21 protein-coding genes are annotated in these 23,468 nt (G+C 72.6%); 5 read left to right on the top strand and 16 right to left on the bottom strand.

Annotated elements, in window-relative coordinates; translation table 11 throughout:
* The first annotated feature begins 26 nt into the window (after positions 1-26).
* Together ACZ63F_RS35010 and ACZ63F_RS35015 are read left to right on the top strand one after the other, a co-directional pair.
* Entirely contained in the window at positions 27-770 is a 744-nt protein-coding gene (locus ACZ63F_RS35010) for an SIR2 family NAD-dependent protein deacylase (RefSeq protein ID WP_469717367.1), read from the top strand.
* Positions 771-1,120: 350 nt separating this feature from the next.
* Positions 1,121-1,654, top strand: coding sequence for a hypothetical protein (locus ACZ63F_RS35015; protein WP_469717369.1), 534 nt, complete (start codon positions 1,121-1,123; stop codon positions 1,652-1,654).
* Positions 1,655-1,896: 242 nt separating this feature from the next.
* Here the strand turns inward: ACZ63F_RS35015 and ACZ63F_RS35020 are convergent, their stop codons facing one another.
* The 4 genes from ACZ63F_RS35020 to ACZ63F_RS35035 all read right to left on the bottom strand — a co-directional run bounded on the left by ACZ63F_RS35020 (position 1,897) and on the right by ACZ63F_RS35035 (position 6,768).
* Positions 1,897-3,588, bottom strand: coding sequence for a hypothetical protein (locus tag ACZ63F_RS35020; RefSeq protein ID WP_469717370.1), 1,692 nt, complete (start codon positions 3,586-3,588; stop codon positions 1,897-1,899).
* Between the two features lie 208 nt (positions 3,589-3,796).
* Entirely contained in the window at positions 3,797-4,279 is a 483-nt protein-coding gene (locus ACZ63F_RS35025) for a methylated-DNA--[protein]-cysteine S-methyltransferase (RefSeq protein ID WP_469717455.1), read from the bottom strand.
* A gap of 20 nt (positions 4,280-4,299) precedes the next feature.
* On the bottom strand, positions 4,300-5,766 hold the full coding sequence (locus ACZ63F_RS35030) for an AlkA N-terminal domain-containing protein (protein WP_469717458.1): 1,467 nt from the start codon (positions 5,764-5,766) through the stop codon (positions 4,300-4,302).
* A 111-nt stretch (positions 5,767-5,877) separates the two neighbouring features.
* Complete coding sequence (locus tag ACZ63F_RS35035) at positions 5,878-6,768, bottom strand: SDR family oxidoreductase (protein WP_469717371.1); 891 nt, start codon at positions 6,766-6,768, stop codon at positions 5,878-5,880.
* Positions 6,769-6,952: 184 nt separating this feature from the next.
* On the opposite strand from ACZ63F_RS35035, the gene ACZ63F_RS35040 reads away from it, so the two are divergent.
* Positions 6,953-7,855, top strand: a complete 903-nt coding sequence (locus ACZ63F_RS35040) for a LysR family transcriptional regulator (protein ID WP_469717460.1) — start codon at positions 6,953-6,955, stop codon at positions 7,853-7,855.
* Positions 7,856-7,974: 119 nt separating this feature from the next.
* Here the strand turns inward: ACZ63F_RS35040 and ACZ63F_RS35045 are convergent, their stop codons facing one another.
* The 11 genes from ACZ63F_RS35045 to ACZ63F_RS35095 all read right to left on the bottom strand — a co-directional run bounded on the left by ACZ63F_RS35045 (position 7,975) and on the right by ACZ63F_RS35095 (position 20,338).
* Positions 7,975-8,433 (bottom strand): DUF7144 family membrane protein, encoded by a 459-nt coding sequence (locus ACZ63F_RS35045; protein ID WP_469717373.1) that lies wholly within the window; start codon positions 8,431-8,433, stop codon positions 7,975-7,977.
* 33 nt (positions 8,434-8,466) lie between these two features.
* Positions 8,467-8,940, bottom strand: a complete 474-nt coding sequence (locus tag ACZ63F_RS35050) for an SHOCT domain-containing protein (RefSeq protein WP_469717374.1) — start codon at positions 8,938-8,940, stop codon at positions 8,467-8,469.
* A gap of 126 nt (positions 8,941-9,066) precedes the next feature.
* The gene (locus ACZ63F_RS35055) at positions 9,067-9,264 is read right to left on the bottom strand and encodes a hypothetical protein (protein ID WP_352362681.1); all 198 of its coding nucleotides are present in this window, start codon (positions 9,262-9,264) and stop codon (positions 9,067-9,069) included.
* Between the two features lie 112 nt (positions 9,265-9,376).
* Positions 9,377-12,067: a winged helix-turn-helix domain-containing protein gene (locus ACZ63F_RS35060; RefSeq protein WP_469717377.1), complete on the bottom strand. Its 2,691-nt coding sequence runs from the start codon at positions 12,065-12,067 to the stop codon at positions 9,377-9,379.
* A gap of 74 nt (positions 12,068-12,141) precedes the next feature.
* Positions 12,142-13,077 (bottom strand): YhjD/YihY/BrkB family envelope integrity protein, encoded by a 936-nt coding sequence (locus ACZ63F_RS35065; RefSeq protein WP_469717379.1) that lies wholly within the window; start codon positions 13,075-13,077, stop codon positions 12,142-12,144.
* Positions 13,078-13,155: 78 nt separating this feature from the next.
* On the bottom strand, positions 13,156-13,665 hold the full coding sequence (locus ACZ63F_RS35070) for an O-acetyl-ADP-ribose deacetylase (protein WP_469717381.1): 510 nt from the start codon (positions 13,663-13,665) through the stop codon (positions 13,156-13,158).
* Positions 13,662-15,071: a phytoene desaturase family protein gene (locus ACZ63F_RS35075; protein WP_469717382.1), complete on the bottom strand. Its 1,410-nt coding sequence runs from the start codon at positions 15,069-15,071 to the stop codon at positions 13,662-13,664. Before ACZ63F_RS35075 ends, ACZ63F_RS35070 begins: the two co-directional genes overlap by 4 nt.
* An 84-nt stretch (positions 15,072-15,155) precedes the next feature.
* Positions 15,156-16,004 carry an inositol monophosphatase family protein gene (locus ACZ63F_RS35080; RefSeq protein ID WP_469717384.1) on the bottom strand — a complete coding sequence of 283 codons (849 nt, stop codon included), beginning with the start codon at positions 16,002-16,004 and terminating at the stop codon, positions 15,156-15,158.
* Between the two features lie 131 nt (positions 16,005-16,135).
* On the bottom strand, positions 16,136-17,932 hold the full coding sequence (locus ACZ63F_RS35085; RefSeq protein ID WP_469717387.1) for a gamma-glutamyltransferase family protein: 1,797 nt from the start codon (positions 17,930-17,932) through the stop codon (positions 16,136-16,138).
* A 100-nt stretch (positions 17,933-18,032) separates the two neighbouring features.
* Positions 18,033-19,739: an LCP family protein gene (locus tag ACZ63F_RS35090; RefSeq protein WP_469717389.1), complete on the bottom strand. Its 1,707-nt coding sequence runs from the start codon at positions 19,737-19,739 to the stop codon at positions 18,033-18,035.
* A 236-nt stretch (positions 19,740-19,975) separates the two neighbouring features.
* Positions 19,976-20,338, bottom strand: coding sequence for an ArsR/SmtB family transcription factor (locus tag ACZ63F_RS35095; protein ID WP_469717391.1), 363 nt, complete (start codon positions 20,336-20,338; stop codon positions 19,976-19,978).
* Positions 20,339-20,607: 269 nt separating this feature from the next.
* Here ACZ63F_RS35095 and ACZ63F_RS35100 point away from each other — a divergent pair, with 269 nt between their 5' ends.
* Both ACZ63F_RS35100 and ACZ63F_RS35105 read left to right on the top strand, forming a co-directional pair.
* Entirely contained in the window at positions 20,608-20,874 is a 267-nt protein-coding gene (locus tag ACZ63F_RS35100; protein WP_469717394.1) for a GlsB/YeaQ/YmgE family stress response membrane protein, read from the top strand.
* Positions 20,875-21,132: 258 nt separating this feature from the next.
* Positions 21,133-21,816 carry a hypothetical protein gene (locus ACZ63F_RS35105; protein WP_469717395.1) on the top strand — a complete coding sequence of 228 codons (684 nt, stop codon included), beginning with the start codon at positions 21,133-21,135 and terminating at the stop codon, positions 21,814-21,816.
* A 40-nt stretch (positions 21,817-21,856) separates the two neighbouring features.
* Here ACZ63F_RS35105 and ACZ63F_RS35110 read toward each other — a convergent pair whose 3' ends face one another.
* Complete coding sequence (locus tag ACZ63F_RS35110) at positions 21,857-23,377, bottom strand: NCS1 family nucleobase:cation symporter-1 (RefSeq protein ID WP_469717397.1); 1,521 nt, start codon at positions 23,375-23,377, stop codon at positions 21,857-21,859.
* Positions 23,378-23,468 lie beyond the last annotated feature (91 nt).

Here is a 23,468-nt window from a genome sequence, read left to right on the forward strand (position 1 = left end):
GCGGGCGGGCGTCCTACTCTCGGCCCATGAACAGGCCACTCGTCGCCATCCTCAGCGGAGCAGGGATCTCCACTGATTCCGGCATCCCTGATTACCGCGGTCCGAACGGGTTGTGGCGGAAGGATCCCGAGGCCGAGAAGCTCGTGACGTACGAGTACTACATGGGCGACCCGGAGATCCGGCGCCGGTCGTGGCAGATGCGACGGCAGAACCGCACGCTCATGGCCGAGCCGAACGCGGCGCACCGGGCGGTCGCGGAGCTGGAGCGGTCGGGGACGCCGGTGCGGGTGATCACGCAGAACGTGGACGGGCTGCACCAGCTCGCCGGGATGCCCGCCCGCAAGGTGCTCGAACTGCACGGCTCCGCACGCAGCGTGGTGTGCACGAAGTGCCGTGCGCGGGGGCCGATGGCGGACGCGCTCGCCCGGGTGGAGGCCGGCGAGGAGGACCCGCCGTGCCTGGAGTGCGGGGGCATCCTCAAGTCGGCGACCGTGATGTTCGGCGAACGGCTCGACCCGGTCGTCCTCGGGGACGCCCTTGCCATCAGCAAAGCCTGCCAGGTCTTCGTCGCCGTCGGCAGCAGCCTGCAGGTCCAGCCGGCCGCCGGGCTCGCCGGCGTCGCCGCCGACCACGGCGCCCGGCTGGTCATCGTCAACGCGGAGCCGACGCCGTACGACGAACTCGCCGCCGAGGTGATCCGCGAGCCCATCGGGACTGCGCTGCCGAAGCTGCTGGGCACGTTGGGGACCGAGAGCGATTCGCCTCAGTGAGCCTGTCCGGCGAGGCCACGAATCGGGGGACGGCCACGCGGGGGCGCCTGCATCGCCCGAGGACGCGCCCGTCGAACCCGGACTCCTCGGCCACGCGCTGCCGCGAGGACCTCCAGCCAGCGCGGCTCGATGTCCTCGGCGGTGGGCGGATCCCGGGGACGGAGCAGGATCCCAGACTTCATGGCCCTGTCCCCTCCCGGTGTGACCTCCTTGCTGGGCGACGGAATCAGCCGCGCACTGGTTCGCTTCACCGACCGCGTCGCCTACCTTCGGCCCGTGCCATCCGAACGCAGCATCACAGATCAGCCACATCTCTTACACATGATCCGGTCAGCGTTCATGATCGTCGAATGAAAAGGACCCTCGCCATCGCTGCGTCTTCCATCGTCATCACAGCCGGGCTTGCGGGCTGCACCAGTGACAACTCGCACAGCAGCGACTCCGCACCCGCCAACGCCGCCCCTCGCAGGACCACAGCAGCACAGGCCAAGCCCCTCACCGCGCAGACCGCGTTCGCGAAGATCTCCACCCTCGCGAACACGGCGAAGCTGTCCGGGACGGTCACCTCGGACAACGACCCGAACCACCTGCTGGGCCGCCCGAATCAGTACACGTCGAAGATCACCTTTGATGACACGCGGATCTCGGCCGACGACGTCAGCGGCACCGACAAAGGGGACGTCGACCGTGGCGGCGCCATCGAGGTGTTCGGCAGCCCAGCCGACGCGCAGGCCCGCGCGAAGTACATCCAGTCCGTCACCAAGTCGCTGCCCATGCTGTCCGAATACGACTACGTGCACGGCGCGGTCCTCGTCCGGCTGTCGCACTATCTGACCCCGAAGGAGGCTGCGGACTACAAGACCGCCACCAGCAACCTCGGCTGAACGACGACGTCCTGGGCGGACCCACACCTCCTCCACCGCCGTCACTAGCGGCGTGCGCCGGACGAAGGTTGCCCTCCGCCAGGAAGCCGTCCGGCATGCGCGATGGCCCGTATGAGCATGCCGCCGAGCGACATCAGTTCAATGCCCCCGTGCGACCGGCGAGCCAACCGACAGATGGTCGACCCGGTAGCAAGGATGATCGACTGGCCGTCCCCGATCAGCACTTCGAGAGGCTTGGGAGTTCAGGAGTCGGTCACCGTGACCTGCAACGGCCCGCCGGGGGCCGGGGAACCCACGTTGGCGTAGCCGTACTGAGCGTAAAGTCCGCCCTCGTCGGTCAACTCGAACCCAACGGTGTAGACGCCGGGCGTCAATCCTTGCGGCAGATCGACCCCTATCTGCAGGGTCCCTGCGGTGACCGCGGAAAGGCCGCCGTAGCCCCCGCTGACAGGACGGCCGGCGGAGTCGTAGACGGTTACGCTGAATCCGTTGACTCCCGCGAAGGAGGTCACGTCAGCGGTCAGCACGACATTCCGGGGCAGCGCGCTCGCAGCGATCGTCGTGAAACTCAGCGACGCCGAGGTCGCCACGGGGGGCGTGGTATCCGGAATCTGTGTGACCACCAGGTTCAGGTCCGGGCCGCCGAAGTATGAACCGTACGCCGCAACGTCACCGGCGCCGTCCTCGAGCGCGATGCCCGTGATGGTGCACTGCTTGCTGTATGTCTGGAACATCGTGGCGTTGAGCGTGATCGTGCCGTCAGCGCTGGTCGCGGGCGCCTGGGTGACCGATCCGCCACAGCCCGTGCCCGTCCACACGGTGGCCGAGGTGAGTCCTTGTCTCACGCCGTCCGGTTTCATCGTGATCGAGAGCTTCTGCGATGCGGACCAGTTGTTCACGGTCGTCGGGGTGATGGCGAAGTCGTCGGCCCGCAGAGTCGCGTTCTGCGTGATCTGAACGGGTGCGAGGTTCAGGCTTCGGTGGACGGAGGTGTTGCCGGCGTTGTCGGTCAGCCTGATTCGTGAGACGGCCCACCTACCGGCCGCGGCGCCGGCCGGGATGGTGACCGAGACGCTGCAGATGATCTCGTTGCTGCCCCAGCCCCCCGTGCCGGGACCACAGGAGGTGTTGCCGTCGCCGGCTGTCAGCACCTTGAGCTTGCCCGACGCCGTCTGACCGCCCGGTCCGGCGACGGTGACCACGCCCTTGTAGACGCCGGACTCGGGATCGGTGACGTCGATGTAGTACGCCACGGTGACGGCCTTCGCCGCGTTGTAGAGATATCGCGGCGCGTCGGGCGGCAGGGAGACGTCTTCATAACCCGGCCCGGTGGAGTCGACCGACTCCTTGGCCGTGACGATGCTCGCGAACTCCGAGAGCCGGTCTTTGCCGACTGTCAGGGTGTTCCCCTGGTCGTCCGAACCGGTGACTCTGACGACTGCCCAGTCGGCACTGTCCTGCGCCGCGTACTGCGGCACGTTGAAGTCGTAGCTGTAGGTGGACGACTGAGCATTCCCGGACACGGAGCTGGTCATCGCAGAGCCGTTCGGCTGCAGCGAGTAGCTGATGTCGAAGGCGGGCCCCACGGTGCTGCCTGCTGCGGAGATCTGCCGGACGTAGACGTCGCCCGAGACGGTGGCGGCGCTCGCGTTGCCGTCCTTCACCGTCCAACTGAGCGTCGCGGTCGCGTCCCCGGCCGTGGCGTCAACGGCCAGCGGGCTGAACGAGAGAGCACTGAGCTCCAGTCCTCCCTCGTCTCCCGCGGCCTGCGCCGGCCCCACCGGGACCGCGCCCAGCACAACCGCTGCCAGAAGACCCACGACCGCCCGGAATATTCGGGGTCCGCCTCTTCGTGAACGCACCGTTCGCCACCTTCTCCAGAGCCGCCCCAGGTGGATCAGCTGCCCGATGCTAGCAAGCGCGGTGGTGCCCATCGATTTATTTGCGGCGCGCGTGCTCAGTCAATCGCCGCTGACCGTCAGAAGTTGCGACTCCGGCATCTCCGACTGCCGTGGCTCGAACGGGTGGTGACAGCAGGGCGGCGCTCGAACTGCGCGGCAGCGACCGCAGCGTGGTGTGCACGGAGCGCCGGGCGCGAGGGCGACGGCGGACGGCGGACGCGATCGCCCGGGTCGAGGCCGGTCAGAAGAGGCCTGCTCCCCGTTCGAAGTCGAGCAGGCGCTGCTTGCGGGGCAGGCCGCCGCCGTAGCCGGTGAGGCCGCCGCTCGCGCCGATCACCCGGTGGCAGGGGACGATGATGCCGACGGGGTTGCGGCCGTTGGCGAGGCCGACCGCGCGGGAGGCTTGGGGGTTGCCCAGGGCTTCGGCGAGTTCGCCGTAGGAGCGGGTCTCGCCGTAGGGGATCAGGCACAGCTGTTCCCAGACGCCGCGCTGGAACGGGGTTCCGTTCAGGCGCAGTTCTACGGTGAACTCCTTGAGCTCACCCGCGAAATAGGCGGCCAGCTGTTCCTGGGTCTCGATGAAGAGGTCGTCGTCGCGGGCGCCGAAGGTCTCCTCGGGCGGGCGGTGGCGCTGGTTCTCCATGTAGAGGCCGCAGAGGATGCCGTCCTCGGCCACCAGGGTGAGGGGGCCGTAGGGGCTGTCGGTCACGGTGTGGTTCTTCACGGCGGTGTCCTTGAACTCCTTCATACGGGCAGGAAGTTGATGGGGTGGCTGTCGGTCGCCCACAGGTACTGGACGGCGTAGGCCCGCCAGGGGCGCCAGGCCGCCGCGCGGGCGGTGAGGGCGGCCGGGGTGCCGGGCAGGCCCAGCTCCTGGGCGGCGCGCCGGATTCCGAGGTCGGTGGGGAGGAAGGCGTCCGGGTCGCCGAGGGCGCGCATGGCGATGACGTCGACGGTCCAGGGTCCGAACCCGGGGAGGGCGAGGAGCTTGGCGCGGGCCTCGGTCCAGTCGCTCTCCACGCCCAGGTGGAGCGTGCCGTCGGCGAGTTGGCCGACCAGGGTGGTGAAGGTGGTGCGGCGGGTGCGGGGCATCGCCAGGGAGTCGGGCGGCACGTCCGCGAGCGCCTCGGGGGACGGGAAGAGGTGGGTGAGGCCGCCCTCGGGGTCGTCCACCGGGGTGCCGTGGGCGGTCACCAGGCGGGCGGCGTGGGTGCGGGCGGCGGCCGTGGAGACCTGCTGGCCGAGCACGGCCCGGACGGCGAACTCCGCCTCGTCGACCGTGCGGGGCACCCGCCGCCCCGGCGCCTTGTCGACCAGCGGGGCGAGGAAGGGGTCCGTGCGCAGCTGGTCGTCGACGGCGACCGGGTCGGCGTCCAGGTCGAGCATGCGCCGGCAGCGGCTGATGGCGACGGGCAGGTCCCGCAAGTCGCTGAGGGTGAGACGGCAGGCGATGTGGTCGGGCTTCGGGGTGAGGGCGGCGATGCCGTGGCCGTACGGCAGCCGCAGGGTCCGCCGGTAGGCGCCGTCCCGCCACTCCTCGACGCCGGGTACGGCGGTGGCCGCGAGGTGGCCGAAGAGGTTGTCGGGGTTGAGGGGGGCGCGGAAGGGCAGCCGGAGGGCGAGGGCGCCCGGCGTCCGATGCGCCGTCCTGGGGCGGCGGTTGCGCAGGTCGGTCGGCGAGAGCGCGAAGACCTCGCGGACGGTGTCGTTGAAGGTGCGGATCGAGGAGAAGCCGGCCGCGAAGGCGACCTCCGCCATCGGCAGCGCGGTGGTCTCGATCAGCAGCCGGGCGGTCTGGGCGCGTTGGGCGCGGGCCAGGGCCAGCGGGCCGGCGCCGAGTTCGGCGAGCAGCTGACGTTCCACCTGCCGGGGGCTGTAGCCGAGGCGGGTGGCGAGGCCGGGGACGCCCTCGCGGTCCACGACCCCGTCGGCGATCAGCCGCATGGCGCGGGCGACCAGGTCGGCGCGCTGGTTCCACTCCGGGGAGCCGGGGCTGGTGTCGGGGCGGCAGCGCTTGCAGGCCCGGAACCCGGCCTGCTGGCAGGCGGCGGCGCTCGGGTAGAACGTCATGTTCCCGGGTTTGGGCGGTACCACCGGGCAGCTGGGCCGGCAGTAGATGCGGGTGGTCAGGACGGCCGTGAAGAACCAGCCGTCGAACCGCGCGTCCTTCGACTGCACGGCCCGTACACAGTGCTCGCGGTCGAGGTGCATCCCTTTCTGCATGGCTCCAGCATCGGCCACCGGGGTGACCGATGCTGGCGGGAATCCGACACGTAGGTGCGCTGACCTCCGGGGCCCCGACGACCGGGGTTCCTGCGGCCGTCAGGCGAAGTAGTGGTCCTGGTCGAGGTCGGCCAGCAGACCCGGCTGGGCGGGCCGCCAGTCGTACCGCTCGCGGGTGGCGGCGCCGGACGTGGGGTTGTCGTTGCCGACGAAGGCCGCCATCCAGCCGAAGTGGCCGGCCGCCTCCTCCCGCGCGAGGGACACGACCGGCACGTCGAGCCGGCGGCCGATGACCTCGGTGATGCCGCGGAGCGGGACCCCCTCGTCGGCGACCGCGTGCAGCACGGCCCCGGCCGGGGCCGTCTCCAGGGCCTTGCGGTAGAGGGTGGCGGCGTCCAGGCGGTGCACGGCCGACCAGCGGTTGGTGCCGTCCCCCAGGTAGGCGGCGACACCCTTGTCGCGGGCGATGCCGATCAGGAACGGGACGAAGGCGTGGTCGCCCGCTCCGTGCACCTGCGGGAGCCGGATCGCCGACACCCGCACCCCGCGGTCGGCCAGGGCCAGGGCGGCGCGTTCCGCCTCGGCCCGGTGGGCGCCGGGGCCCGTGGGGTCGGGCGCGTCCTCCTCGGTGCCGAGGCGCCCGGGGGCGAGGAGGCCGGTCACCGAGGTGACGACCAGGGGCCGGCCGGAATCGGCGAGCGCCTCGCCGAGGGCTCGCAGCGCGTCGAGTTCGGTACGGAGGGCGCCGGGCATGTCGGAGAAGTCGTGGTTGTACCCCGTGTGGATCACCCCGTCCACCGCTCCCGCGGCCGCCCGCAGCCCGTCGACGTCGTTCAGGTCGCCGCGATGCGCCTCCGCTCCCGCCTCCTTCAGGGCCGCCTCGGCCGCGTCCGAGCGGGCGAGGCCGAGCACCTGGTGGCCGGCGCCGAGCAGTTCGCGGACCACCGCGCTGCCGATGAACCCGGTGGCACCGGTGACGAACACACGCATGACAGATCACCTCGTGGAGAGTGGATGTGCTGGAACGACCTCAGCCTGCGTCCGGCCCCGCTGCCGGGTCCAAGACCTGTTCCGTACCCGGTGATGCCCGTGCGGTCATGACCGCAGCTCACCGCGGCGGGAGCACGGACGCCGGGAGTAGAGTCGAGGGGTGCCCCATTCCTTCGTACCGCCGATGGACCTGGAGCTGCGCCTGGTGCGCTACTTCACCGTGGTCGCCGAGGAGCTGCACTTCGGCCGCGCGGCCGACGCACTGCATCTCGCGCAGCCGTCGCTGAGCCGTCAGATCCGGCGGCTGGAGCGGGAGTTGGGTGTCCGGCTGCTCGACCGCACCCCGCGCGGCACCCGGCTCACCGAGGCCGGGGAGACCTTTCTGCCGCAGGCCAGGGAGCTGCTGCGGATCGCCGCCCGGGCCGCCGCCAGCGCCCGCTCGGCCGCCGGGCACGGCCCCTTCACCGTCGGCTACACCACCCACCAGATCGTCACCCCGGCCGTGCGCGAACTGCGCCACCGCCACCCGGAGGCCGACGTCCGCACCCTGCACGTGGACTGGAACGAACCGCGCGCCGCGCTCCTCGACCACCGGGTCGACGTGGTGGTGACCCGGTTCCTGTTCTCCGCCGACGGCCTGGACATCACGGTCCTGTACGACGAGCCGCGCGTCCTCCTGGTGCCGCTCGGCCACCGGCTGGCCGGCCGGGAGTCGGTCACCCTGGCCGACTTCGCCGACGAGCCGCTCCCCCGTTTCACCGGCGCCGACCGGATCGGCGCGAATCCCCCCGGCCACACCAACCTGGGCGCCCTGGTGGAGACGCTGGAGGACAAGCTGGAACTGGTGGCGAGCGGTGAGGTGGTGTCGCTGGCGCCGGCCGGGTTCAGCGGCAACCTGCGGCCGGACATCGTCGTCGTCCCGATCGAGGACGCGGTCCCGCTCCAGGTGGTCCTCGCCGTCCGGGCCGGGGACCGGCATCCCCTCCTCCCGGCGTTCCGCCGTGCGGCCGAGGCTCATCTGGTCCCGCCCGGCACCGCCGGGGCCGGGCGGCCGCGTGCCAGGACGGGGACCGGGGCCGGCCGATGAGCGGATCCGGGAGGGATCACGCCGACCGGCGGCGGGCGGCCACCGCGGCGGTCGCCGCCTTCGTGCGGGACTCGGCCTGAGCGGAGTCCCGCACGAGAAGGGCGGCACGCACCGGACCGTCAGCGCAGGTCCGCGCCCGTGGCCGGGCCCGTGTCCGCGGACTCGTCGCCGCGCGCCACGCACAGCGCCCAGATGATGAACCCGGACAGCGCGATCATCACGACGGACCAGACCGGGTAGTACGGCAGGGACAGGAAGTTGGCGATGATCACCAGCGCGGCGATCGCCACCCCGGCGCCGCGTGCCCACGCGGCCGGCTGGAGGAGGCCGACGCCGACGACCACGGCGATCACGCCCAGGACCAGGTGGATCCAGCCCCAGCTGGTGAGGTCGAACTTGAACACGTAGTTGGGGGTCGTGACGAAGACGTCGTCCTGGGCGATCGCCATGATGCCCCGGAACACCGCGAGCAGTCCGGCGATCATGAGCATGACGGCGGCGAAGGCGGTCAGTCCGCCGGCCCACGCCATCCTGGCGGTGTGCTGACGGGGGTGGTGCGCGGGATGTGTGGCGGTCATGGGGCTGCCTCGATTCGTTCTCGGAGGGGGTGCTCAGCGCCCGTGGGCGGTGGGCACCGAACCGGAGCCGGAGCGCTCGGCCGGCCCGTAGTCGCTCAGGACCAGTGCCTTGGCCCTGCGGAACTCCTCGTCCGAGATGTCACCGCGGGACTTCATCTCGGAGAGCCTGGCCAGTTCGTCGACGCTGCTGGTCCCGCCGGGGCCGCTCTTCGCGGTCTGCATGTACGACTCGAACGCCTTCTGCTGGTCGCGGGCCTGGGCGATCTCGCGCTGCCCCATCCCCTTGCCGCGGGCGATCACGTAGACGAGGACACCCAGGAAGGGGACGACGATGCAGAGGGCCAGCCAGCCGGCCTTGGCCCAGCCGCCCATCGAGTCGTCGCGGAAGATGTCCACGATGACCCGGAACAGCAGGACGAGCCACATGATCCACAGGAAGAGCCACAACATCGTCCAGAAGGCGCTCAGCAGCGGATAGTCGTATGCGAGGTAGGTCTGCGCGCTCATGTACGTCCTCCGTCCACGGCGCCGGCCGGTCGGCCGGGCCCTGCCGTCCCAGCGTGCACACGACGGGGGCCGGGGTTCCTCACCCGGTGCGGGTGATCGTGCGCGGCTGGCGGGACCTCGGCCCCGTCACTCCGGCAGGCGCCGCATCTCGACGACCCGCAGCCCCAGCGACAGGCAGCGGTTCAGCAGGCCGTACAGATGCGCCTCGTCGACGACGGGACCGAACAGGACCGTCTCGCCGGACATCGTCACGTGTTCCATCTCAGGAAAGGCCCTGGTGAGCGTCTCCGACATAATCCCTTCGACGCGGATCTCGTAGCGCATGAGCCGTCTCCCGCCGCGGGTCGGCTGCGGTCTGTCCGTTCCGTGATCCTGCCCCCGCGGCCACCGGCCGGCCTCACCCGGCACAGGTGAACCGGGCCGGGGCGGGCGACGGTCAGAGCAGTCCGCGCTCGCGGGCCCGGCGCACCGCGTCGCCGCGCCGGCCGACGCCCAGTTTCCGGTAGATGCTCTTGAGATGCGTCTTCACGGTGTTCACGGAGACGTACAGGTCGGCGGCGATCTCCTGCGTGGACATCATCTGCGCCAGCCGTCCGAGGACCTCGCGCTCGCGGCCGCTCAGCTCCTCGACGAGCAGCGGCGGGGCCCCGGCGCCGGCGCCGGGGCCGTCGCCGTAGAGCCAGCCGGCGGCGAGGCCGTGCAGCGGCGGGGCGTCCAGGAGGCGGCGGATCCCCGGCCCGGCGTCGAGGAACGGGCGGCGCAGCCGGTCCCCGCGTGCCTCCAGGAGTGCCCGGGCGAGCAGCTTGCGGGCGGTGCCGGGGTCCCCCGCCTCGGCCGCCGCGCGGGCGCGCACCAGGGTGGCCCGGACGGTGACGCCGGGGCCGGTCCGGGCGTCCGCGCAGAGCCGGTCGGCCGTCTCCAGGGCTTCCGCGCGGTGGCCGGCGGCGAGTCGCACCCACGCGGCCTCCGCGGCGCACAGGGGCGCGGGCAGGCCCTCGGTCCCGTCCAGCACCTCGGCGGCGGCGCCGGTCCGGCCCTCGGCGAGCAGGACGGCCGCGGCGGCCAGGGCCGTGTTCGCCCGTGCCCAGGGCGAGCTCACGTGCGTCCGTACGGCGGGGTCGGCCGCGTGCGCGGCGGCGGCCGGGTCGCCGAGGGCGAGCCGCAGCCGGCCGCCGGCGAGGGCGCGGCAGGCCTCGGTCACGGGGTCGGGTGCGCCGGGACCGGGGCCTGACTCGGCGGCCTCGTCCAGCAGGGACCGGGCCCGCTCCAGCTCGTCGCGGTCGACGGCGACGGCGGCCAGCACCAGCTGGCCGAGGCCGGCGCCGGGGAACGGCCGTCCGCCACAGCTGCGGGTCGCGTCGGCGGCGGCCAGCGCCCGGCGCTCCGCGCGGTCGAGCCGGCCGTCGAGGTAGTCGATCAGCGCCAGGTGGCCGAGGCAGTCCTCGCGGGGCAGTTCGGTCAGGGCGTCACCGGGCAGCTCGGCCACCTCGGTCAGGGCGGCCCGCGCCGCGTCGAAGTGCCCGGCCCAGACCCGGGCCGAGCCCAGGTGGGTGTGGAGGAGGGCGGTGAGTTCGGGATGCCTGGCGAGGAGGCGGGCGGGCACCTCGTGGCGCAGCCGGGCGGCCGCGGCCACCGCCTGCTCGGCCCTGTCCGGCGAGCCGGTCAGCCTCGCCGCCAGGGCCTCCAGGAGCGCGAGGCTCAGCCGGGCCGCGGCGGCGCCCGCACCGGTGGCGGGGCTCTCCGCCGCGCGGCCGAGCTGGGCCAGGGCGTGGTCGAGGTGGGCCGGCGCGTGGTCGAGGTCGTACTCGGCCAGCCCGCGGGCCGCGCGTACCAGCTCCACGGCCGCCCCGGTGGCCTCCGGGTCCAGCGCGGAGAACAGCTCGGTGAGGCCGTCCGCGCGCGGGCCGGTCAGGAGCCGGCCGATCGCCAGGTCGTCGACGAGGGTGCCGGCGGCGCACTCCCAGTCGCCCGCCGCCGCGCCGTGGGCGAGCGCCTCGGGTACGGCGCCGTGGGCCCGCAGCCACCACGCGGCGCGTTGGTGCAGTTCGGGTTCGAGCCCCGGGGAGCGGGCCCGCAGATGGACCCGGAGGATCTCCCCGAACAGCGGATGCAGCCGGTACCAGGAGTGTCCGAGGTCCTCGACGAAGGCGTTCTGCCGGCAGAGCCCGGCCAGCAGCGGACCGGCGTCGGGGCGGCCGGTCAGCGCCTGCGCCAGCTCGGGTCCGAACCGGTCCAGGACGCTGACCCGCAGCAGCAGGTCCTGCGTCGCGGGCGGCTGCCGTCCGACCACCTCGGCGAGGAGGAAGTCGGCGATGGTGCCGTGGCCGGCCTCGAACTCCTTGAGGTACGTCTCCGGGTCCGCGCTCTGCTGGGCGGCCAGGGCGCTCAGCCGCAGTCCGGCCGCCCAGCCCCGGGTGCGCTCCACCAGGGCGCGGGCGGCACCGGCGGGCAGCCGCAGCCCGTGCCGGGCCAGCAGGTCGGCCGCCTCCTCGGGGGTGAAGGCCAGCTCCTGGTTCCTGATCTCGGTCATGGCCGCCGCCGCGCGGTAGCGGTGCAGGGGCAGCAGGGGTTCGGTGCGGGTGACGAGGATCAGCCGCAGGCCCGGTCCCGCGTGGTGCAGGACGAACTCCAGTTGCTCGGCGGTCTCCGGGGCGGTCTGCCGGTCGAACTCGTCGAGGACGAGGACCGCGGGCCGGTCGCGTCCGCTCAGCTCGTCGGCGAGGCGGGCCAGCATCCGGTGGTCCACCGTGCACGGGCCCCCGGGAGAGCCGAAGGTCCCCACGGGAAGCGGTGTCCCGGCGCCGTGCAGGGCGTGCAGGACATGGGCCCAGAACATGCCGGAGCCCTGGTCGCCGGCCTCGTCGGTGAGCCAGGCCACCGGTCGGCCGAGCCGGGCCGCCCAGTCGGCGACGAGGAGCGTCTTGCCGGCGCCGGCCGCGCCGTTGACCATGGTCAGCGGGGTGTCGAGGGCCTGGTCGAGATGTGCCGTGAGCCTGGGTCTGCGGACGAAGGTGGCGGGTCTGGCCGGCACGGCGAACCGGGTGCGCAGGAACGGCTCCCCCAGCGGGTCCGCGTACCCGGGGGCCGGTCCCCGTGCGCTGTCGTCCCTCGCGGCCACAGAGATCACCTCCCGTGTCCGGTCGGCCGTGGTCGGCGCTCCGCACGATCAGGATCCCAGTGTTGCGGCCGGTCCGCAGGGTGTCAGGACGGCGGCGCCTCCGGGTCCCGGCGGGGCGCCGGGCTGCCGAGGCGGCCGGCGAGGAACGGCTCCTGGGCGAGGACCGCGCCGGTGCTGACGCTGACGGTGGCGGTCAGGCAGACCACGATCAGCCAGGACAGCAGCACGAACACCGAGCCCAGGGAGCCGTACTCGGCGACGGTGCGGTCGAGGGCGCGCGGCAGGTACAGCTGGGCGGCCGCGCTCAGGGCGGTGAGGGCCGCCGCCGTGATCAGGGCGCCGGGCAACAGGGGCCGCCAGCCGATCCGGCCACCGAGCAGCAGGTGCTGGGTCCACCACCACAGGACGGTCTGGCAGACGAGGGTGACCGGGACGCCCAGCCAGACGCCCAGGCCGAAGCCGTTGTGCAGGGCGCCTTCCAGGAGCAGGGCGCCGATCCACAGGACGAGCCAGGCCAGCCAGCGCCACGGGGCGATCCGGGGGCCGCCGCGGGGGATCTGCCAGGCGCGTTTGCACAGCCGTTGCACGGCCCGGCTGACGGCCGTGGCGGAGATCAGCGCCATGAGGGCGCCGATCACGCCGGTGGTCTGCCGCAGGTCCTCGTTCGGCGGCTGCATCAGCTGCTGGACTCCGGTGTCGACCGGGCCGGACAGCCCGAAGGCCGAGCGCAGGGAGTGCAGCAGCTGGTCCCGGACGACCGCTGGGGCGTAGGCGGCGAAGACGAAGAGCAGCGGGACGGCGGTCAGGAAGCACTGGGCGGCCAGGCGAGTGGCGGTGTCGAAGATGTTCACGGACACCAGCCGTTCGGCGAGGTGCGTGAGGACTGGGAAGCGGGTCTCCGCCCGCCGGTGCGCGGCCTTCGCGGCGGCGGCCAGGCGTGCGGTCCGCGCGCGCCACCGGGACACGGCGGACCGGCTGGTTCCGGACCCGCCGTGCGGCCTCCGAACGCTGGCCGGCATCGCCTGCTCCTCTCCCTGCTGCCTCCCTGCCGTCCAGGGTGCGGGGCGGGCGGTGCGACGGCACCCCGTGCCGTGCCGTCAGGGCAGCTGCCGGGCGAACGCGTCGTAGGCGCGCTCGTCGAAGAGCACGAACCGGACCTCCTCGACCGCCGTGTCCGCCTCCTGGACGGTCGCGACGGCGATCCGGGCGCCGTCGTCCAGCGGCCAGCCGTAGATCCCGGTGGAGACGGCGGGGAACGCGACCGTGCGGGCGCCGAGTTCGTCGGCGCGTCTGAGGGACTCGCGGTAGCAGGAGGCCAGCAGCCCGGAACGGTCCTCGCCGGTGGAGTGGACCGGGCCGACGGTGTGGATGACCCACTGGGCGTCGAGGTCGCCGGCCGTGGTGGCGACGGCCTGGCCGGTGGGCAGGCCCTTGCCGTAGTGGGAGGCGCGCAGCCTGCGGCAGTCCTCGAGGATGGCGGGGCCGCCGCGGCGGTGGATGGCTCCGTCGACGCCGCCGCCGCCGAGCAGGGAGGAGTTGGCCGCGTTGACGATGGCGTCGACGCTCTGCCGGGTGATGTCGCCCTGGACGAGGGTGATACGGGTCATGACTGTCGCAACCTCCTCCACACGGCCTTCGCCGCGTTGTGCCCCGACATGCCGTGCACGCCCGGTCCCGGCGGGGTGGCCGACGAGCAGATGAAGACGGCGGGATGCGGGGTGCCGTACGGGAACAGGGAGAGCTTGGGGCGGAGCATGATCTGCAGGCCGGAGACCGCGCCGGTGCCGATGTCGCCGCCGACGTAGTTGGCGTTGCGGGCGGCGAGTTCGGCGGGGCCCGCGGTGGCGCGGGCCAGCACGCGGTCGCGGAACCCCGGTGCGAAGCGCTCCAGTTGACGCTCCATCACGTCGGTGAGGTCGCCGCTCCAGCCGTTCGGCACGTGGGCGTACGCCCAGAAGACGTGCCGGCCCGCGGGGGCGCGGGTCGGGTCCACCACACTCGGCTGCACGGTGATCATGAACGGCCGGTCGGGGGCGCGGCCTTCGCGGGAGGCGGCGCGCAGGGCGGTGCCGATCTCGGTGCTGTCCGCGCCGATCTGCACGGTCCCGGCGCGGCGGGCCTCCGGTGCCGTCCACGGGACCGGGCCGTCCAGCGCGTAGTCGATCTTGAAGACGCCCGGGCCGTACCGGTAGTCCCGGTAGTAGTTGCCGAGGCCCGCGATGCGGGCCAGGGCGGTGGGCGAGGTGTCGAAGACGTACGACCGGGCGGGCGGCAGGTCGTCGAGTCGCTTGACCTCGTAGTCGGTGTGGACCGCGCCGCCGAGGTCCGTCAGGTAGCCGGCGAGGGCGTCGGAGATGGCCTGGGAGCCGCCGGCGGCCACCGGCCAGCCGCGGGCGTGCGCGGCGAGCGCGAAGACCAGGCCGACGGCGCCGGTGGCGAAGCCGCTGAGCGGGGCCATGACGTGGGCGACGAGACCGGCGAACAGGGTGCGGGCCCGCTCGTCGCGGAAGCGGCGCATCACCAGGGCGGCGGGCGGCAGCCCGGCGAGGCCGAACCGGGCGAGGGTGAGCGGGTCGCGGGGCAGCGCGGTCAGCGGCAGGGACATGAAGTCCCGGGCCAGGGTGTCCCACCTGGGCAGGAACGGCTGGACCAGCCTGCGGTAGGTGCCGGCGTCACGGGGCCCGAAGGAGGCCGCGGTCTCGGCGACGGAGCGGGCCAGGACGGCCGCGCTCCCGTCGGGAAAGGGGTGCGCCATCGGCAGGTCCGCGTGCAGCCACTGAAGGCCGTAGCGCTCCAGGGGCAGGGCGCGGAACGCGGGCGAGTTGATGCCGAGCGGGTGGGCCGCCGAACACGGGTCGTGCCGGAAGCCGGGGAGGGTGAGCTCCTCGGTGCGGGCGCCTCCGCCCACGGTGTCCCGCGCCTCGAAGAGCGCCACGGAGAAGCCGCGCCGGGCCAGCTCCACGGCGGCCGTCAGGCCGTTAGGCCCCGCCCCCACCACGACCGCATCGAGCATCGACGGCACCTTCGGACCCCTTCGTCAGCCGATGGCCACTCGGCTTCAGGATATGCCGGGGGACTGACACTCCCCTCGCTCGGGTCACCAGTGCGGGTTCAGCAGCACGTCCACGATCCGGTGGGCGGTGGCGGTGTCGCGGGCCGCGGTGAACGGCAGGGCGTTGTCACCGGTGATCCGGAACGGCTCGCCGGCGACCGTGAGGTGGGCGCCGCCCGCCTCCTCGACCAGCAGCAGCCCGGCGGCATGGTCCCAGGCGGCCTCCCAGCTGAACGCGACGCCGTCCAACTCGCCCCGGGCGACGGCGAGGTACTCCAGGCCCGCGGACCCGCAGGCACGCGGGGCGAAGCCGTCGGTCCACAGCGGGAAGAGCGCGCGCTTCTGCGCGTCGGTCGTGTAGTCCGGGTGGGAGGTGGCGATCCGCAGGTCCCGGCCCGCCGCGGGCGCGCCGGAGAGCAGCCGCGCGCCGTCGAGGAACGCGCCCTTCCCCCGTACCGCGGTGGCGAGTTGCTCACGGGCCGCGGCGTAGGTCCAGGAGGCGAGCAGGACGCCCCGGTGGGCGAGCGCGACCAGGGTGCAGAAGCCGTCCTCGCCGCGCACGAACTGGCGGGTGCCGTCGACCGGGTCGACGATCCACACCGGCGCGTTGCCCTGGAGGGCGCCGTAGGTCTCCGGGTCGGCGTGCACCGCCTCCTCGCCGACCACGACGGAGCCGGGCAGGAGGGCGCCGAGCTCCGCGGTGAGATACCGCTCGGCGAGCCGGTCGGCGTCGGTCACCAGGTCGTGCGGGCCGCTCTTCTGGTCGACCTCGTGGTCGGCGAGCCGGCGCCAGCGGGGCAGGATCTCGGTCCGGGCGGCCTTGCGGATGGCGTCCTCGACGTCACCGGCGTGCTGGAGGAGAAACTCGTCGATGGTCTCCGTTGCTTCGATCATGCCTCCATGAGAGCACGCGCCACTGACAACAATCCCCACGCGTCGGGTGTACGGCACATGGAATACGGACGAACAGGCGGTGCCGACGGCCGGCGGGCCGGTTGCGGGCGTGCCGGGTCGGCGGGTCCGCGTCAGCGTCCGACCGCGTAGCCCTGCATCCCGCGCGGGTTGGCCGCCGCCGACAGCACCCCGGTCTCCGGGTCCCGGGCCACCGCGCACAGGCGGCCCTCCGACCAGCCCGGCCCGACCGTCACGTCGTGGCCGCGCCGCCGCAGCTCCGCCACGACCTCGTCGTCCGTGCGGGACTCGACGGTCACGCTCCCGGGGCGCCGGCCGCGCGGGTAGAAGGAGCTGGGGAAGCTGTCGTTGTGCCAGTTCGGGGCGTCGATCGCGCCCTGCAGGTCGAGGCCGCCGCGGACCTCGCCGCGCAGCGCGACGGCGAGGAGGAAGTGCAGCTGCCACTGGTCCTGCTGGTCGCCGCCGGGCGTGCCGAAGGCCAGCACCGGGACGCCGTCGCGCAGGGCGAGCGACGGGGTGAGGGTGGTGCGGGGGCGCCTGCCGGGCGTGAGGGAGTTGGGCAGTCCCTCCTCCAGCCAGGCCATCTGGAGCCTGGTGCCGAGCGGGAAGCCCAGTTCGGGGACGACCGGGTTGGACTGGAGCCAGCCGCCGCTCGGCGTGGCCGCGACCATGTTGCCCCAGCGGTCGACGACGTCCAGGTGGCAGGTGTCGCCCCGGGTGGTGCCGTCGGCGGCGACCCGCGCGACCGTCGGCTCACCGGCACCGAGCGGGTCGAAGGCGGTGCTCCGCCCGGCCTCCACGCGCGCGTACCCGGGCAGCCGGGGCGCGCGCCCGCCGGGGCTGCCCGGCCGCAGCTCCTCGGAGGCCTTGGCACCGATCAGCTCGCGCCGTCCGGCGTTGTAGGCGTCCGAGAGCAGCTCGGCCAGCGGTACCTCGGCCGCGTCCCCGTACCAGGCCTCGCGGTCGGCCATGGCGAGCTTGCAGCCCTCGATCAGGAGGTGGACGTAGTCGGCCGAGCCGTAGGCGGGCAGTTCGGGCGGCAGCAGGGCGAGCTGCTGGAGCAGGGCCGGCCCCTGGCTCCAGGGGCCGGCCTTGCACACGGTCCAGCCGTTCCAGTCGTACGACACCGGGCTCTCGTAGCCCGCGGACCAGCCGGCCAGGTCGGCGGCGGTGAGGGTGCCGGTGTGCCGGGTGCCGCTGGTGTCCATGGTGGGGCGGGCGGCCTGCCGTACCAGCGCCTCGGCGATGAAGCCGGTGCGCCACACCTCGCGGGCCGCGTCGATGCGGGCCTCGCGGTCCCCGGCGCCCGCGGTCTCGGTGAGCAGCCGCCGCCAGGTGGCGGCGAGGGCGGGGTTGCGCAGCAGCTCGCCGGGGCGGGGGGCCCGGCCGCCGGGCAGGTAGAGCTCCGCCGACGACGTCCACTCGGTCTCGAACAGCCTGCGGACGCTCTCCACCGTGGCGCCGACGTTCTCCACGGCCGGATGCCCGTGCTCCGCATAGCCGATGGCGTACTTCAGGACCTCGTCCAGCGGCTTGCTGCCGTGGTCGCGCAGCAGGAGCAGCCAGGCGTCGAAGGCGCCGGGTACGGCCGCGGCCAGCGGTCCGGTACCGGGGACGAGGTCCAGGCCGAGGCTCCGGTAGTGGGCGGCGTCCGCGCCCGCCGGTGCCACGCCCTGCCCGCACAGCACCCGCACCTCGCCGCCGGCCGGGGCGAGCAGGATCGGCACCTCGCCGGCCGGCCCGTTCAGGTGCGGCTCGACCACGTGCAGGACGAAGGCGCCGGCGACGGCCGCGTCGTACGCGTTGCCGCCGCTCTCCAGGACCGCCATCGCCGACTGGGAGGCCAGCCAGTGCGTGGAGGAGACCATGCCGAAGGTGCCCTGGAGGGTGGGACGGGTGGTGAACTGCATCTGTCACCTCGCTGTGCGCACGGCCGGGCCAGGTGTCTGGCGGTTACATGCTTTCACGGCCGTGGCGAGGCGAACCCCCTCCGGGGGCTCGCCTCTCCCGTCACTTGTCGGAGTCGGGCTTGTTCCTCGCCGCCGCGTACGCCTGGGACGGGGTCATCGCGATCCCGTTGAGGCTGACCGTCTTGTACTGGCTGACCTTGGCGCAGGTCTTGGTGTCGTCGGCGGTCGAGGCGTTGGCGTTGGAGACGGCCGCCTTGGTGTCGCCGGAGCTGGCCGGGTAGGAGGTGCCGCTGCTCCAGTCGCTGCCGATCACCAGGGTGACGCCGGTGCCGCTGCCCGACTTGATGTGTGAGCTCGGGATGTCCAGGGCCTTGGCCACGGTCTGGGCCTCGGCCTTGTCGCCGCTGCCGTAGGTCAGGGTGGTCGAGCTCGCGGAGTTCGGGGCGTTGGCCGTGCTGGTGCCGGTGCTGAAGCCCTGGGAGATCAGGGAGTTCGCGATGGCGGAGGCGCGGCCCGTGATGTCGGTGCCGTTCTCGACGGTCACGGCGATCTGGGCGGCGGGCACGGTCGCGGTGGGCGTCGGCCTCGCGCTCGCGGTCGCCGAGGCCGCCGACGACTTCTTGCCCGAACTGGTGGTCAGCGACTGGTCGTTGGCCATGGTGGCGAACAGGTCCTTGGCGCCCGCGCCGACCACCACCCGGTTGCTGTTGTTCGGGTCGGGCGCGGTCTGCATGGTGGTGAACGTCATCCGCTTGGTGGGGACCTTGTTCACGTCGGCCGCGAGCGAGATCAGCTTCTTGACGCTGTCGAGGTCGTCGTCGACGGTCAGCGCCTTGGTGGCCGCGTCGGCGAGGCTGTAGACCGCGGTGGGGTCGGTGAGGGTGCCCGCGCTCTTGAACTTGCGGATCATCGCGCTGAGGAAGATGTGCTGGGAGACGGTACGGCCGAGGTCGCTGCCGTCGCCGAAGCCGTGCCGGGAGCGGACGAACTCCAGCGCGGCCTCGCCCTTGAGGGTGTGGGTGCCCTTGGACAGCTTCAGGTGCGAGTAGGTGTCGTACACGTTGTTGTTGACGCAGACGGAGACTCCGCCGACCGCGTCGGACATCTTGACCACGCCGGAGAAGTCCAGCTTGACGAAGTGGTCGATGGGGACACCGGTGAGCTGGTGGACGGTGGCGACCTGGCAGGCCGCGCCGTACTGGAGGGCGCTGTTGACCTGGCCGTAGTAGCCGGAGGTGGACTGGCCGCTCGAACTGTCCTTGCAGGCGGGGACGTCGACCATGGTGTCACGCGGGATGCTCATGACGGTGGCGTTGGAGCGGTCGGCGGATATGTGGACGACCATCTCCACGTCCGCGTTGCCGTTGCCGGTCTGGACACCGGTCTGCCTGCAGCCGCCACCGAGCTTGCAGTCGGCCGAGCTGGTCCGGCCGTCCGAGCCGATCACCAGGATGTTGATCGGGGTGCGGCCGAACGCGTCGGCCTTCTCGGTGCCGCCCTTGCCGTCGAGGGAGACGCTGTTGATGTTGCCGTTGAGGTGCTCGTAGAACCACCAGCCCGCGCCGGCCGTGACCAGGACCAGGACCGCCGTGCACAGGCCCAGGATCTTCAGGACCCGCCTGCCGCGCCCCGGCGGCTTCGCCCGCCGGGAGCCCCCTCTGCCACCGCGGGTCTTCGCCGCCTGCCGGGCGGCGGCCCGGCCGCCGGCCGGCCGCGTCCCGTCCGGCAGGGCCCCACGCTGTCCGGGCACCCGGTCGGTGCGGCTGCGCGTGGCCTGGCCTCCCGGGCCGTCCCACGGGTCGGTCATCTTCCACTCCCATGAACGGTCGGGTCCGTCTGCGGGTACGGTCGGGCAGGTCGGGCGTCCGCGGCGGGTCAAGGGCAGCCGCGAGGTGGGCCCATTTGGGTTGCGTGATTGCGCAATCTAACAAACCCATAGCCCCGACAGCACAAGCCCCACCCGAATTCACAGGTGAGGCATCTCATGAAACCTCCAGGACACACCCGCCGTCCGCCCCCGCGCACCGGCCCGGGTCCGCTCGGTCAGACGCCCGCCTCGTGGAACCGCCGCACCGGCACGGGGGCCTGGTGCGAGCGTGCGGTCAGCTGCCCGACGGTCACCCGCACCACGGTCACGATGTCCGGATCGTCCACGTAGTAGACCTGCCTGCGGCCCTCCCGGCGGGACCGCACGAGGCCGGCCAGCCGGAGTTTGGCCAGGTGCTGGCTGACCGCCGGCAGGGCGCCGCCGACCCGGTCGGCGAGGCGCGTCACGTCGCTCTCGCCCTGGGACAGCGCCCACATGATGTGCAGCCGGGCCGGCGAGGCGAGCAGCCCGAACACCGCGGCCGCCTCCGTCAGCACCCCGTCGGAGGGGTCCGGGTAGCCGTCTCTGCTCTCCCCCACGGCCCGATCCCCTCCCCTCACAGCCTCGGCACAGACGCCCACTCAGTGTAGGCGTACGGTCACCGCACCCCGCAGGGACTCCCCGCCATGTCCGCCACGTGTTCTTCGCATTGTCATGGGCGCGTGACAGATCATCGACGGCTCGACGTCAGGTGTATTCCGGCGGCCGCTCCCGTTCCTAGGCTTGCGCAACAACGCAACCGAGCGGGGCGGCAACCCGCGGAGCGGCGGCGTCCGTCAAGCAGCACCCGTACTGGAGGACAACGAACGTGGGCATCATCGGCTGGATCGTCCTGGGTCTCCTCGCCGGAGCCATCGCCAAGATCCTGCTGCCCGGCCGCGACCCGGGTGGCCTGATCGGCACCACCCTCATCGGCATCGCGGGCGCCTTCGTGGGCGGCTGGCTCTCCTCCCGCTTCCTCGACCGCCCGGTGGAGAAGCACTTCTTCGACCTCTACACGTGGGGCGCCGCGATCGCCGGCTCCCTGGTCCTGCTCATCGGCTACCGGCTGCTGTTCGGCAACTCGCGCAACTGAGTGCCGGACGATCCCGACGGTGACGCCGGTCACCCTCGAGGGCCGATGCAGTCACGACATTCCGGATGTACGCGGACCGGGGAGGCGCGACATTCCGGATGTAGGGGGACGGCCCACGGCCGCTGTCAACAGCGCGCCGTGGCCGGCCCACAGGCAAGGCACGGATTCCACTTCCGCCCCACAGGGACTCGTGTGAAACTGGCGTCCCGTCCGCAGTGCGGGCCCCTCCGCACACCGTCCCCCAGCGAGAAGTGCGACTTGCGTTCTCTTCCCCTGCCGCTCGCCCTCACCGCGCGCCTGACGCCGGTCGCCGTGCTCGCCTGTGCTGGCTGGGTGATGGCGTCGGGCCCGGACACGACCACGTCCACGAGCACCTCGGGTGACACCTCGGCCCAGCAGGCGTCCGGCCAGTCGGCGGGCGACTCCCCGTCGACGTCCGCCGCCTCCACGGCCGCCACCAAGGCGTTCTCCGCCGCCCCCGCCCCCTGCGGCAGCATCCCGGTGGGCACCATCAAGTCGCTGGTGCCCGGCGCGAAGACGGCCGGCAAGGAGATCCCCTCCACCGACACCAAGCTGCGCCGCACCTGCTCGTGGAACGCGCTCAAGGGCTACGACTACCGCTGGCTCGACGTCTCCTTCGAGATCATGGACACGAACGCGGCGGCCGCGAAGGAGTACAAGGACCGGGTCGCCGAGAAGAGCGGCGGCGGGGCCGTGCCGGGGCTCGGCGACAGCGGATACTCGGTCGTGAACCTCACCACCGAGGACAAGCAGCAGACCCGCGAGGGCGTGGTGATGGCCCAGGTCTCCAACGCGCTGGTGGTCGTCACCTACAACGGCAGCGACTTCGAGAACAAGAAGGCGCCCAGCACGGACGTGATCAACAAGGGTGCCATCCAGGCGGCGAAGGCCGCGGTGACCGCGCTGAAGGGCAGCCAGTAGCCGCACCGGCTGCCCTTCGTTCGCTCACCGCGCCTGCTGCTCACGCCTCCTTGGGCCGTACCAGTGTCGTCAGCCCCAGGTACAGCACCAGGGACGTGCCGAGGCCGACCGCCCAGCCGTAGTCGGCCAGTGAGGACAGGGCCGGGATGGGCCTGCCGTCGATCAGCGGTTTGAAGCTGGCGCCGCCGATCGCGAGGATGCCGCCGACGAGGAAGGCGACGACCGCCCGCCAGTTCCAGCCGCCGTCGTACCAGTAGCGGCCGCCGGTGCGGTACAGGTCGGTCAGGTCGAGGCGGGTGCGGCGCAGGATCCAGTAGTCGGCGACGAGGATGCCGGCGACCGTGCCGAGCAGACCGCCGACCAGGCCGAGCCACGTGAAGATGTAGCCCTGTGGGTCGGAGTACAGCTTCCACGGGAAGATCAGTACCGCGAGGACCGAGGTGATCAGCGCGCCGGTACGGAAACTGATCTTCCGGGGTGCGATGTTGGAGAAGTCGAAGGCGGGCGAGACCAGGTTGGCCGCGATGTTCACGGAGAGGGTCGCGACGAGGACGGTGACCAGGGCGTAGAGCAGGCCGACCACGTTGTCCGTCTTGGCGGCCAGCTGGACCGGGTCCCAGATCGGCTGCCCGTAGACGGCCTGTGAACCGGAGGTCACCAGGACGGAGAGGAAGGCGAAGAGGGTCATGGTGGTGGGCAGGCCGAGCGCCTGGCCCCAGGTCTGTGCCTTCTGGCTCTTTCCGTACCGGGTGAAGTCGGGGATGTTCAGCGACAGCGTCGACCAGAAGCCGATCATGCCCATCAGGGACGGCCAGAAGATCTTCCAGAAGCCGCCGCCCCAGCCGAGCCTGGAGGGCTGGTCGAAGAGCGGGCCGAGGCCGCCGGCCTTGTTGCTCATCCAGATCAGCATCACGACGGCGCCGACGATGACGAAGGGCGCGGCCCAGTTCTCGAAGCGGCGGATGGTCTCCATGCCCCGGTAGATGATCGCGACCTGGAGGACCCAGAAGAGCGCGAACGACAGCCACATGGTCCAGGCGTAGCCGCCGATGTGCGAGGCGTTCGCCCAGCTGTCGCCGATCAGTTTGCCGGCCAGGAAGTAGATGGCCTCGCCGCCGATCCAGGTCTGGATGCCGAACCAACCGCAGGCCACCAACGCCCGTACGACGGCGGGGAGGTTGGCGCCGCGTACGCCGAAGGAGGCGCGGGCGAAGACCGGGAAGGGGATGCCGTACTTCGGTCCCGCGTGCCCGGTGAGCAGCATCGGCACGAGGACGATCAGGTTGGCGAGGGCGATGGTGAACACGGCCTGTTTCCAGTCCATGCCGACCGCGATGAGCCCGGAGGCGAGGGTCCAGGACGCCGTGTTGTGGGCCATGCCGACCCAGAGGGCGGAGAAGTTGTACGTGGTCCAGGTGCGCTTGACGACGGGGACCGGCAGCAGGTCCTCGTTGGCGTACGGACCGCTCGGCGGCGGGGAGTCCGGGGTGAGCTCCACGCGCCCGTCGGGAAGGGCGACTTGACCGGACAGGGGTATGGCGGAGGGAGCGGTGTCGGTCATGGGCAGGCCAATCGGGGTGAGAGGGGACGGGAAAGGCCGTGCGGGCGGGTCGGGGGGTACGCGGTGGGGTGCGCCCTGACCCCCTTCCCGG

Source organism: Streptomyces sp. NPDC104761 (genome assembly GCF_055583445.1).